The following is a 12,398-nucleotide window of genomic DNA, read 5'->3' as shown; positions in this document are numbered from 1 at the left end:
GGTGGGCACCGAACAGCAGGCGAGACGGCCGGGCAGAGCGGGGCAGCGAGGGCTGTCGCTCATGACCGCCGCCCTTCTGGCCATCGGCGCGGCAGTGGCGTTCCTCACGGTAGCCCCGGCGGCACAGGCCGACCCGATCCAGCGGTGCACCCGCACCAAGGGCGCCGTCGTCGCGGTGGACTTCGGGAAGTGGGGCGGTCCGGTGGTCCGCGGCTGCGACACCACCCCCACCACCGGCTACGAACTCCTGAAGGCGGGCGGTTTCACCACCGAGGGCACGGGCCACGACGGTCCCGCGTTCATCTGCCGCATCGGCAACCGGGCCTTCAACTCCGGTAAGCAGTACCCCACTCCGGCCCAGGAGGACTGCGTCCTCACCCCGCAGGCCACCGCCTACTGGTCCTACTGGATCGCCTCCCCCGGGCAGCGCAAGTGGACCTACAGTCCGCTGGGCGCCATGTCACGCACGCTGAAGCCGGGCGACGTCGACGCCTGGGTCTTCGGCGGCACGGACATCGGCGGCACCAAGGGCAGGCCCACCTTCACGCCCGACGACGTCCGCGCCGACGGCGGCGACCCGCCGAACCCGAGCGACCCGCCCGCCCCGAACGTGCCCCCGGGCACGGTCGATCTGCCCGCCGCGACCCGATGGCTCACCGGCCGGCTGACCAACGGGCAGCGCGTCGTCAACGACGGCGACACGACGCCCAACTACCTCGCCACCACCGAGGTCGCCTACGCCCTGGCCTCGCTGGACGACGGGAGTCCCACGCCCCGGCGGATCGCCGACTTCCTCGCCCGCCCGGCACAGACCGCCGCCTACGCCTACCCCGCCGGACCGGACGAGGCGCCGGACGCGACCGCCGCCGCGCGCCTCGCGCTCGTCGCCGAGGCCACCGGCAAGGACCCGCGCGCCTTCGGCGGCCACGACCTCCTCGGCGACCTGATGGCGAACGTCTGCCCCAGCGGCTCGGACGCCCCGCAGCCCGTTCCCGGCTGCGCGACCCAGGGCGACTTCCGTACGACCGGGCAGACGGAGGGCCAGGCCCTCGCCGTCATCGCCCTGCTGAACGGTGGCCTCACCCCGCCGTCCGAGTCGGTGGCCCGGCTGGCCCGACTCCAGTGCGACGACGGCGGATTCCCCAGCTTCCTGATCCTGGACGGCCAGGTCTGCGAGAGCGAGGCCCCGACCACCGCGCTCGTCGCCCTCGCCCTCCAGCGCGCCGGCGGCCACACCCCGGTGGTCACCAAGGCCCGCTCCTCCCTCAAGAAGGGCCAGTTCAAGACCGGAGCCTGGCCGGCCGCCTCGTACAGCGTCCCGGGCAGCGCGTACGCGACCGGCTGGGTGGCCCAGACCCTGCGGGCCCTGGGCGACCGTGCCCACGCGAACGCGGGCGTCTCCTGGCTCTCCCGGCAGCAACTGCCGGGCGGCGGCTTCGCCTTCGAGGAAGGCACCACCGACCCGCTGTTGTACGCCACCACCGCGGCCGTCATCGCCGGAGCGAAGAGCGACCTGGTGACGCTCACCACGAAGGAGCCCGCCCCGCCGACCACGCCCCCGACCACACCCCCGACGACGCCTCCGACCACCACGCCGCCGACGACCGGACCCACCCCTCCCCCGGCCGGTGAAGGGCCGGATCTGAAGAAGGGGTCGGCCTACCTCGCCGATCACAAGCGGCTGGTCCAGGGCCGGTACTACGAGGGCAGCCCCCGCTTCGCGGACTACGGCATGACCATCGACGGCGCCTACGCGCTCGCCGCCACCGGCCAGGACGACGCCACCCTGCGCCACATCGTCGACTTCCTCGACAAGGGCGGCAAGGACGCCTCGGGCCGCGGCGTCCACGACTGGACGAAGATCGGCACGAAGTACGCGGGCGGCGGGTTCATCGGCAAGACCGCGGTGCTGGCCGAGTCCGTGGGCCGCGACCCGCGGAGCTTCGGAGGGAAGGACCTGATCGGCGCGCTCGCCCAGGGCACCTGCGCCGCCGCGACTCCGAACGAGCCCCGCAAGTGCGCGGGCAGGGGCAACTACACCTACGCCACCTCGGTCTTCTCCCAGTCCCTCGGCATCATGGCCCAGGTCCGCGCGGGCGAGACGGCCGCCGCGGCCGAACCGATCACGTACCTCAAGAGTCTCCGCGACCCGTCGACGGGTGCCTGGCCCAGCCTCATCGGCGAGCCGAGCGACATCGAGGTCGACTCGACCGCGATGGCCGCCATGACCCTTGACCTGCTCCCCGACGCCGACGCGCAGGCGGCCGTGGACCGGGCCCTGGTCTGGCTGGCCGGCCGGCAGCTCCCCGACGGCGGCTTCCCCGGCGCCTCCGGGAACTCCGTGAACTCGGCGGCGCTCGCCGTCCAGGGCCTGTCGCTGGATGCCGGGAAGTACGCGGACAAGATCGCGAAGGCCCGGACGTTCCTGGCCTCGCAGCAGAACAAGGACGGCGGATTCAACGTCGTCAAGGGCGGCCAGCCGGGGTCGGACGTCCGGGCCTCCACCCAGGCGGTCGGCGGCGCGACCGGCATCTCCTTCGGCGTGCTCACCCGGGACATGAGCGGCACCACCCCGGAACCCGTACCGAGCATCTCCGGGCCGTCCGGCGCCCCCGCCCCCGTGATCATCACTCCCGGCGAGGACACCGGCGGCGCCGGCACCGCCGAGGGCCAGGGTGGCGGCGGAAGCCTCGCCGCCACCGGATCCCAGGTCACCGGCCTCGCCGTCGCCGCCGTCCTCCTCGTCCTCGCCGGCTGGGGCACGACCCGGGCCGCCCGCGGGCGCCGCGCGTCCGACGGCGGCCGCCCGTGATCACTCACCTCGCCCGCGCGACGACCGCCCTGGGGCTGACCGTCGCGGCCCTCGCCGCCACCGCCACCCCCGCCGGAGCCGCCCCGCAGCCGATGGGGCAGTGCACCACCTCGTCCGGTGCCGTCCTCGCCGTCGACTTCAGCCACTGGGGCGGGCCGATCTACCGCTCCTGCGGCACCACGCCCACCACCGGGTACGAGCTCCTGAACCAGGGCGGCTGGCGGACCACCGGCACGGGCCACGACGGCCCCGCCTTCATCTGCCGCATCGGCTACAGCGGCCACCAGGGCGGCAAGCAGTACCCGACGCCCCAGCAGGACGACTGCGTCCTGACCCCGCCCGCCTCCGCGTACTGGTCGTACTGGCACGCCGACGCGGGCCAGAACACCTGGCAGTACAGCCAGCTCGGCGCCATGCTCTACAAGCCCAGGCCAGGCAGCGTCGACCTGTGGATCTTCGGCGGGACGAACATCGAGGGGACCGAGGGACGCCCGACCGTCACCCCCGACCAACTGCGCGCGAAGAACACGCGCCCGACCGGCGGCGGACCGGTGCCCCGCGACACCCGGTCGGCGGCTCCGCTGCCCCCGGGCGTCGACACCGGGCCGGCGCCGGAGAACCCGCCCCCGGCCGATCCGACCACGCCTCCCCCACCGTCCCCCTCAAGCTCGGTGACCGCGAGCCCGGCCCCGTCGAAGAGCCCTTCGCCGACACCGTCGACTCCGCCGAGGAGCGCCTCCCCGACGCCGTCGGCGACGACCGGCTCCCCGGCGGTCGCCGCGCCCGGCCCCAAGGTGGTCGACGCGGCACCGGCGGCGGACGCGGCCCACGACGTGGGTTCGTGGGTTCCCGCCGTCGTCACCGGTGCCCTGGGCCTGCTGATCGGTGCCGCCGCCGTCTTCGCCGCCAAGCGCCGCCGCCGTGCGGAGTAGCGGCGTGCCCCGTGCGACCACGGCCGCCGTCGAGCCGTCCGTGTCCGGCCCCGCGCCGGACACGGGCGGCCGCCGCCTGCCCCGCACCCTGCACCCCGTGGCGTGGTGGATCTGGGCGCTGGCCCTCGCCACCGCCGTCAGCCGCACCAACAACCCCCTGCTGCTGTTCCTGGTCCTCGCCGTCCTCGGCCACGTCATCACCATGCGCCGCACCGAGGCCCCCTGGGCGCGCGGATTCACGTACTACCTCTATCTGGCGCTCACGGTCGTCGCGATCCGGGTGGTGTTCCGCGCCGTCTTCGCCACCGGGATCACCCCCCACGACCACTTCCTCTTCTCGCTCCCGCATCTGCCCACGCCGGACTGGTACGCGGGCATCCAGATCGGCGGGCCGGTCTCCCTGGAAGCCCTGCTGTCCGCCGCCACCGACGGACTCCGGCTGGCGTGCATGCTCTGCTGCATCGGCGCGGCCAACACCCTTGCCAACCCGAAGCGGGCCCTGCGCGTCCTGCCCGGCGCGCTGTACGAACTCGGCGTCGCCGTCACGGTGTCCATCAGCGTGGCACCCCAGCTGGTCCAGAGCGTCCAGCGCGTGCACCGGGCGCGGCGGCTGCGCGCCGGACGGTCCAAGGGGCTGCGCGCCCTGCGCGGGATCGTCGTCCCGGTGCTCGAAGACGCCCTGGAACGCTCGCTCCGGCTCGCCGCGGCGATGGACTCCCGAGGCTACGGCCGGGCCGGCACGGCCACCCGCCGCTCCCGCCGGGCCACCGGCGCCCTGATGCTGCTCGGCATGTGCGGCCTGTGCGCCGGGGCGTACGGGCTGCTCGACGCCACCGCCCCCGTGCTGCTCGGCTTCCCGGCGCTGGCGGCCGGCGGGGCGCTCTGCGTGGCGGGGCTGCGTCTCGGCGGGCGCAGGATCACCCGCACCACCTACCGCCCCGACCCCTGGCGGGCGGCCGAGTGGGCCGTCGCCGGCTGCGGGGTGCTGTCCGCCGTCCTCCTCTTCAGCAACGCGGGCTTCGACGCCGCAGAACTCAATCCTTCGATCTACCCGCTGAGTTGGCCGACGCTCCCGTGGGTTCCGGCCGCCGCGATCCTCCTCGCGGGGACCGCCGGATTCCTGGCCCCGCCTCCCAGCCCGCCGGTCCGTCCGGCCGTTCCCGCGCAGCGCACCGAGGAAGTCACGTGATCACCTTCGACCAGGTCACCGTCCACTACGAGGACGCGGCCGAGCCCGTGCTGCGGGATGTCGACCTGACGGTGGAGGAGGGCGAACTCTGCCTCGTCGTCGGCCACACCGGCGTCGGCAAGTCGACCCTCCTCGGCGCCGTCAACGGCCTCGTGCCGCACTTCACCGGTGGCACCCTCTACGGCCGGGTCACCGTGGACGGCCGGGACACGGCGGACCATCCGCCGCGCGAACTCGCCGACGTGGTGGGCGTCGTGGGCCAGGACCCCCTGGACGGCTTCGTCACGGACACCGTCGAGGAAGAACTCGCCTACACCATGGAGCAGTTGTCGGTACCGCCCGCCACCATGCGCAAGCGGGTGGAGGAGACCCTCGACCTGCTGGGTCTCGCCGACCTCCGCCACCGGGCCCTCCACGAGCTCTCCGGGGGCCAGCAGCAGCGCGTCGCCATCGGATCCGTCCTCACCGCGCACCCCCGGATCCTGGTCCTCGACGAGCCGACCTCCGCGCTGGACCCGACCGCCGCCGAAGAGGTCCTGGCCGCCGTCACCCGTCTCGTCCACGACCTCGGCGTCACCGTCCTGCTCGCCGAACACCGGCTGGAGCGGGTCGTCCAGTACGCGGACCGGGTCATCCACCTGCCCGGTGACGGGCGGGTGGTCTCCGGTCCGCCCGCCGACGTCTTCCGTACGTCGTCGATCGCGCCGCCCATCGTCGAACTGGGCCGCGCCGCCGGCTGGTCCCCGCTCCCCCTCTCGATCCGCGACGCCCGCCGGGCGGCGGCGCCCCTGCGGACCCGGCTGCGGGACGCCGTGCCCCCGCCGGTACGCCCGGCGCCCGGCGCCGACCGGCCCGGGCTGCTGACCGCGCGCGGCGTCACCGTGACGTACCAGGGCGTGCCCGCCGTCCGCGAGGTCGACCTCGACCTCCGCGCGGGCGAGGTCACCGCGCTGATGGGACGCAACGGCTCCGGCAAGTCCTCCCTGCTCTGGGCCCTCCAGGGCTCAGGACCCCGCAAGGCCGGGTCCGTCACGGTCGGGGAGCCCGGCGATCCGAAGGCACCGGATCCCCGGAAGGTCTCGGCGAGCGAGGCGCGCCGCCTCGTCGGCCTGGTGCCGCAGACCCCCACCGACCTCCTCTACCTGGAGAGCGTCAGGCAGGAACTCGACCAGGCCGACGCGGAGTCGGGGGTCGCGGCCGACGGGACCCCCGCCCGCACCATCCTGGACCGGCTCGCTCCCGGCATCCCCGACACCACCCATCCCCGCGATCTGTCCGAGGGCCAGAAGCTCGCCCTCGTCCTGGCGATCCAACTGGCCGCCGCCCCGCGGGTCGTGCTGCTCGACGAGCCCACGCGCGGGCTCGACTACCGGGCCAAGGGCGAGCTGATCACCCTCGTCGACGGGCTCGCGGCGGAAGGCCGCACGGTCGTCATCTCCACCCACGACGTCGAGTTCGTCGCCCGAGCCGCCGACCGGGTGGTCGTCATGGCCGAGGGGGACATCGTCGCCGACGGGCCCACCACGGAGGTCATCGTCGCCTCCCCCGTCTTCGCCCCGCAGACCGCGAAGATCCTCGCCCCGCTCCCCTACCTCGCCGTGGACCAACTGGCCTCGGTCCTCGCCGCCGACGGAACGGACCCGCGCGCGTGAGCACCTCCCCCGCCGCCATCCGCATCCGCCCCCGGGCGGCGCTCGTCATCGCGATGGCGGCCTTCCTCGGCGTGGTCGCGTTCTTCTGGCCGTTCCTCGTGGCGCCGGGCAAGTTCGGCTCGAACTACGCCCCGCCCCTGATCTTCGGCGTCCTGCTCGTGATCGTGCTCTCCGTGGTGATCTCGGAGATCGCCGAGGGCGGCATCAACTCCAAGGCCCTGGCCATGCTGGGGGTGCTGTCGGCCGTGAACGCCGCGATCCGCCCCCTCGGGGCGGGGACCGCCGGCATCGAGACGGTCTTCTTCCTCCTCGTGCTCGCGGGCCGGGTGTACGGACCGGGCTTCGGTTTCACCCTGGGCTGCACCTCGCTCTTCGCCTCGGCGCTCATCACCGGCGGCGTCGGCCCCTGGATGCCGTACCAGATGTTCGGCTGCGCCTTCGTGGGCATGCTCGCCGGGTTCCTGCCGAAGGCCACGGGACGGCGGGAGGTCGCCCTCCTCGCGGTGTACGGCTCGGTCTCCGGCTATCTGTTCGGCTTCCTGCTCAACCTGTCCTTCTGGCCCTTCTCCCTGGACCCGAACAGCTCGATCGCCTACCTTCCGGGGCTGCCGTTCACCGAGCAGTTCCAGCGGTACGTCGCCTTCGACCTGGCGACCTCGCTCGGCTGGGACACCGGCCGCGCCGTCACCAACCTCGTCGTCATCACCCTGGCGGGACCCGCCGTCCTCACCGTCTTCCGCCGTGCCGCCCGCAAGGCCCGCTTCCAGGCTCCGATCCGGTTCGCCGGTCGGGACAGGGGCCCGGACGCCACGGCCGGATGAACCACCGACCACATCCCTCGTCGAGAGGAACACCATGCGCACCACCCTGCTCCGCCGCGCCGCCGTGACCACCGCCGCGCTCGGTCTCGCCCTGACCACCGCACCCGCCGTCGCGCAGGCCGAGACCGCGGCCACGTTCACGAACGCGCCGGTGAGAGTCACCGTCAGCGTCCAGGGCCCCGACGGCCTGCTCTTCAAGAAGAAGATCTTCACCTGGGGCCACGACGTGACGACCGCCGCCGGCGGCGCGCACCAGTGCGACGGCACCAACGGTGGCGCGCACGCCACGAAGGTCCCCACCCCGACGGCCGCCCTCGACCACGCGGCCAAGCGCAACGGCTTCACGTGGGACGGCACCTGGTACGCGTCCTTCGACGACTACGCGGTGGAGACCGTGAAGGGCGTGAGCGGGGGCGGCTCGGCCTACTGGAGCATCTCCGTGAACGGCACCCCGACCCCGGTCGGCGGCTGCCAGTTCGAGATAGAGAACGGCGACCAGGTCGCCTTCACCTGGACTTCCTTCTGACCGACGGCCCGACGGGTCCAAGATCGGCCTGTGGTAGTTTGCCCGGGCCAGTCGCACCTCTGTACGTATCCATACGGTATGTGCACGGGTCAGGGAATCCGGTGGGAATCCGGAGCTGACGCGCAGCGGTGAGGGTGACGGGCGGAGCATCGGCCACTGGGCCCCGAGGGGTCCGGGAAGGCGCTCCGTCCGGACGACCCCGAGTCCGAAGACCTGCTGGCGGCCCGGACGGCGCGTGCCGCCGTCCGGGAAGCACCGTACGACAGGCTCCGCGCATGAGCCGTGACGCAGAGGACCCCTCACCGTGCACCTCGCACCTTCCGTCCGTTCCGCCGTGCTGCTCGTGGCCGGTTCCGTGCTCGTCGCCGGCTGTGGCGCCGGCGGCACGGCCGCCTCGCCCGGGGCGAAGGCGGCCGGGCCCGGCGCTCCGGTCGCTCTCGACAACTGCGGGCAGCGCGTCCAGGTCGATCACGCGCCCCGCCGGGCCGTCGCCCTCGACCAGGGCTCGGCCGAGATCCTGCTCTCCCTCGGGCTGGCGGACCGGATGGTGGGGACCGCGACCTGGACGGACCCGGTCCTCAAGGGCCTGGAGAAGGCGAACGCGAAGGTCCCCCGGCTCGCGGACCGCTACCCCTCCTTCGAGAAGGTCCTCGACACCGAGCCCGACTTCGTCAGCGCCTCCTTCCTCTACACCCTGGGCAAGGGCGGCGTGGCCCCCAGGGAGCGGTTCACGAAGCTCGGCGTACCGACCTATCTGTCCCCCACCGACTGCGTCGGCAAGGACAACAGCGGCGACGGCGACGGCCTGCGCACCCGGCCGCTGACCATGGACACCGTGTACGGCGAGATCCGCGACCTGGCCAGGATCTTCGAGGTCCCGGAGCGGGGCGAGAAGCTCGTCGGAGAGCTCCGCGCCCGCGTGGCGAAGGCCAGGGCCGGTGCCGACTTCGGCGACGCGTCCGTCCTCTACTGGTTCTCCGACTCCCAGGGGCCGTACATGGCCGGCTGCTGCGGTGCGCCGGGCATCGTCAGCGGGACGCTCGGCGTGAAGAACGTCTTCGACGACACCAAGGAGGAGTGGCCGCAGATCAACTGGGAGACCGTCGCCGACCGCGACCCCGACGTGCTGGTGATCGCCGACCTGACCCGCAAGGCCCAGTCGGCCGAGAGCGCCGCGAAGAAGATCGAGTTCCTGGAGTCCCACCCGGTCACCCGGAACATGACGGCCGTGCGGAAGAAGCGGTACGTGATCCTCAGCGGCCAGGCCATGAACCCGACGATCCGCACCGTCGAGGGCATCGAGAAGGTGGCCGCCGCGCTGCGGACGTACGGGCTCGCGAAGTGACGCCGTCGGGCACGGGCACGGCGGAACGGACGCTCTCCGGGAGGGGGATGCCCTCGCGGGCCCTCCCGCCGGTCGCCGGAGCGGCCGGGCTCCTCCTGCTGTGCGCCTCCGTCGCCCTCGCCGTCACCATCGGCCCGGCCGACATCCGCGTCGCGGACGCCTGGTCGGTGGTCGTCTCCCACCTCGGGGGAAGCCCGTCGGACCTGAGCGCGATCCGCGACGGCATCGTGTGGGAGCTGCGGCTGCCCCGTACCCTCCTCGCGGCCGTGTGCGGAGCCGGACTCGCCGTCTGCGGGGCGGTGATGCAGTCCCTGCTGCGCAATCCGCTGGCCGATCCGTTCGTACTGGGCGTCTCCTCCGGCGCCTCCACGGGCGCCGTCGCGGTCGTCGTCCTCGGCGTGGGCGGGGGTCTCGTGTCCGTCGCCGGGGGCGCCTTCCTGGGCGCGCTGTGCTCCTTCGCCCTGGTGCTGCTGCTGAGCCACACGCTGGGCGGGTCGACCGACAAGGTGGTCCTGGCCGGAGTGGCGGCGATGCAACTGTTCTCGGCGCTGACCTCGTTCGTCGTGATGACGGCCGCCGACGCCGAGACCACCCGGGGCGTCCTCTTCTGGCTGCTGGGCTCGCTCACCGGCGCGGGCTGGACGGACGTCGGCGTGTGCGCCGCCGTCCTCGCCGTCGCTCTGCTGGTTTGCGGTGGTCACGCCCGCACCCTGGACGCCTTCGCGTTCGGGGAGGACGCGGCGGCGGCGCTCGGCGTGGCCGTGGGCCGGACCCGTCTGGTCCTCCTCACCGTCACCGCGCTGCTCACGGCCGTCCTGGTCTCCTCGGCGGGTGCGATCGGCTTCGTCGGTCTGGTCCTGCCGCACGCGGTCCGCGCCCTGGCCGGCCCGGGCCACGCCCGGTTGCTTCCCCTGGCGGCGCCGGCCGGGGCGATCTTCCTGGTGTGGGCCGACACCCTGGCCCGTACCGTCCTCGACCCTCAGGAGGTGCCGGTCGGGGTGGTGACGTCGCTGGTCGGCGTCCCCGCGTTCGTCCTCGTCCTGTACCGCACCAGGAGCACCCGGTGACCGGCGTCCCGGCCGGCCGCACGGGACTGCGGGCCTACGGCGTCTCCCGCACGGCCGGCGGGGCGCTCGTCCTGGACGACGTGACCCTCGCACCGCGCTCCGGGGCGCTCACCGGGCTGCTCGGCCCGAACGGTTCGGGCAAGTCCACCCTGCTGCGCGTCCTGGCGGGAGTCCTCGCGCCGGACACCGGGGTGGTGACGCTGGACGGCGACCGGCTGGGCGCGGTGACCCGCCGCGCGGTGGCCCGCAGGGTCGCCGTGGTCGAGCAGCACGCGGACACCCAGGTGGACCTGACGGTGGCCGAGGCGGTGCGGCTCGGCCGTGTCCCGCACCGCAGGGCCTGGTCGGCGTCGACGGCCGCGGACGAGGAAGCCGTACGGTCCGCACTCGCCCGCACCGGGCTGACCGCCCTCGCCGCGCGCTCCTGGCGCACCCTGTCCGGCGGCGAGCGGCAGCGCGTCCAGATCGCCCGCGCCCTCGCCCAGGAACCGCGCGAGCTGCTGCTCGACGAGCCCACGAACCACCTCGACGTCCGGCACCAGCTGGACCTCATGGCTCTGGTGGCGGGACTGCGGCTCACCTGCGTGATGGCCCTGCACGACCTCAACCTGGCGGCCCTGTACTGCGACCACGTGGTGGTCCTGCACGAGGGCGGGGTGGTGGCCGCCGGTCCGGTGGAGGAGGTCCTCACCGAACGGCTGATCGCGGACGTGTACGGGGTCCGCGCGGCGGTGACCCGCCCGGGCCCGGACGGCCGGCCCCACATCCGCTTCCTCGGCCCGGCGCCGGGCGACGGGTGAGCGGCCGGGCGGGCCGACCGGTCTCGGGCGACGGGTGAGCGGCCCCGAGCGGGCCACCGGCCCTCGGTCGGCGTCCGGTCAGCGCCCGGGGTCGCGCCGGGCGGACGCCTCTCCGTCTCCCGGCGCGTGCGCCAGTCCTGCGGTCCACTTCTCCTCGATCCGGCCGAACCGCCAGACGGCGAGGGCGACGATCCAGGTGAGGACGAAGAGGCCGACGATCAGGTAGCCGATGACGTTCAGGTCGAGTCCGCCGACCCAGTCCCAGAACGGGCCGTGCAGATCGAGCTTCTCGCCGACCAGCCCCAGGAGTTCCACGGTGCCGATGATGAGCGCCACGGCGACGGACAGACCGGTGATGGTGAGGTTGTAGTAGACCTTGCGGACGGGCTTGGAGAAGGCCCAGCCGTAGGCGAAGTTCATGAACGAGCCGTCGATGGTGTCCAGCAGCGACATGGCCGCCGCGAAGAGGACCGGGAGGCACAGGATGGCGTACCAGGGCAGCCCGGACGCGGCACCCGTACCGGCCAGGCCGAGCAGGGCGATCTCGGTCGCGGTGTCGAAGCCGAGGCCGAAGAGCAGCCCGAGCGGGTACATCTGCCAGGGCTTGGTGATCGACTTCATGAGCCGGCCCAGGATCCGGTTCATGAAGCCCCGGTTGTCGAGCCGCTCCTCCAGTGCCGCCTCGTCGAAGTGTCCGGAGCGCATCTCGCGGAACACCTTCCAGATCCCGGCGAGGATCACCAGGTTGATGATCGCGATGGCGTAGAGGAACACGCCGGAGACGGTGGTGCCGATCCAGCCGGTGATGTCGTGCAGCCGGGAGTCGTCGTTCTCCACCGGCCCGGCGAGGGCCTTGATGCCGAGGGAGAGGAGGACGGCGAGCGCGAAGACGATGCTGGAGTGCCCGAGCGAGAACCAGAATCCGACCGAGAGCGGGCGCTGTCCCTCGTGCATGAGCTTGCGCGTGGTGTTGTCGATCGCCGCGATGTGGTCGGCGTCGAAGGCGTGCCGCATGCCGAGCGTGTAGGCGGTGACGCCGATGCCGATCCCGAAGGTCTTCTCACCCAGGCTGTAGTGCTCGGGCGCGACGACGGCCACGAGGGTGAACCAGCCGATCACGTGCAGGGCCGCGATGAACGCGGCCATCCCCGCCACCCGCCTCCACTCCGTCCGGGTCATCGAGGCGGCCAGGCGACGCCGACGGGAGGGAGGAGCGGAGGAGGGGGCAGCCATGAAGGTCTTCTCTCGGTTCGT

10 protein-coding genes and 1 riboswitch are annotated in these 12,398 nt (G+C 73.4%); of the genes, 9 read left to right on the top strand and 1 reads right to left on the bottom strand.

Going from position 1 to position 12,398, the window contains the following annotated elements:
• Nucleotide 1: 1 nt before the first annotated feature.
• The 9 genes from ACFYXU_RS20070 to ACFYXU_RS20030 all read left to right on the top strand — a co-directional run bounded on the left by ACFYXU_RS20070 (nt 2) and on the right by ACFYXU_RS20030 (nt 11,144).
• A complete protein-coding gene (locus ACFYXU_RS20070) occupies nt 2–2,812 on the top strand; it encodes a prenyltransferase/squalene oxidase repeat-containing protein (RefSeq protein WP_389458975.1) in 2,811 nt (936 codons plus the stop codon).
• Nucleotides 2,809–3,744: a hypothetical protein gene (locus ACFYXU_RS20065; RefSeq protein ID WP_389458973.1), complete on the top strand. Its 936-nt coding sequence runs from the start codon at nt 2,809–2,811 to the stop codon at nt 3,742–3,744. Before ACFYXU_RS20070 ends, ACFYXU_RS20065 begins: the two co-directional genes overlap by 4 nt.
• A gap of 4 nt (nt 3,745–3,748) precedes the next feature.
• A complete protein-coding gene (locus ACFYXU_RS20060; protein WP_389458971.1) occupies nt 3,749–4,933 on the top strand; it encodes an energy-coupling factor transporter transmembrane component T in 1,185 nt (394 codons plus the stop codon).
• Nucleotides 4,930–6,585 carry an ABC transporter ATP-binding protein gene (locus ACFYXU_RS20055; RefSeq protein ID WP_389458969.1) on the top strand — a complete coding sequence of 552 codons (1,656 nt, stop codon included), beginning with the start codon at nt 4,930–4,932 and terminating at the stop codon, nt 6,583–6,585. The genes ACFYXU_RS20060 and ACFYXU_RS20055 overlap by 4 nt, the downstream gene beginning before the upstream one ends.
• On the top strand, nt 6,582–7,406 hold the full coding sequence (locus tag ACFYXU_RS20050; protein ID WP_376511561.1) for an ECF transporter S component: 825 nt from the start codon (nt 6,582–6,584) through the stop codon (nt 7,404–7,406). Before ACFYXU_RS20055 ends, ACFYXU_RS20050 begins: the two co-directional genes overlap by 4 nt.
• 34 nt (nt 7,407–7,440) lie before the next feature.
• Complete coding sequence (locus tag ACFYXU_RS20045) at nt 7,441–7,932, top strand: DUF4430 domain-containing protein (protein ID WP_389458966.1); 492 nt, start codon at nt 7,441–7,443, stop codon at nt 7,930–7,932.
• Between the two features lie 65 nt (nt 7,933–7,997).
• A riboswitch (cobalamin riboswitch) is annotated at nt 7,998–8,149 on the top strand.
• 87 nt (nt 8,150–8,236) lie between these two features.
• A complete protein-coding gene (locus ACFYXU_RS20040; protein WP_376511557.1) occupies nt 8,237–9,277 on the top strand; it encodes an ABC transporter substrate-binding protein in 1,041 nt (346 codons plus the stop codon).
• A gap of 47 nt (nt 9,278–9,324) precedes the next feature.
• Entirely contained in the window at nt 9,325–10,344 is a 1,020-nt protein-coding gene (locus ACFYXU_RS20035) for a FecCD family ABC transporter permease (RefSeq protein ID WP_389458964.1), read from the top strand.
• Nucleotides 10,341–11,144: an ABC transporter ATP-binding protein gene (locus tag ACFYXU_RS20030; RefSeq protein ID WP_389458962.1), complete on the top strand. Its 804-nt coding sequence runs from the start codon at nt 10,341–10,343 to the stop codon at nt 11,142–11,144. Before ACFYXU_RS20035 ends, ACFYXU_RS20030 begins: the two co-directional genes overlap by 4 nt.
• A gap of 78 nt (nt 11,145–11,222) precedes the next feature.
• Here the strand turns inward: ACFYXU_RS20030 and ACFYXU_RS20025 are convergent, their stop codons facing one another.
• On the bottom strand, nt 11,223–12,323 hold the full coding sequence (locus ACFYXU_RS20025) for a HoxN/HupN/NixA family nickel/cobalt transporter (RefSeq protein ID WP_389459650.1): 1,101 nt from the start codon (nt 12,321–12,323) through the stop codon (nt 11,223–11,225).
• Between the last annotated feature and the right edge of the window lie 75 nt (nt 12,324–12,398).

Source organism: Streptomyces sp. NPDC002232 (assembly GCF_042890295.1).
GTDB lineage: Bacteria > Actinomycetota > Actinomycetes > Streptomycetales > Streptomycetaceae > Streptomyces.
The sequence above is the reverse complement of the archived record's forward strand: the minus strand, read 5'-3'. Positions and strand labels throughout refer to the sequence as shown.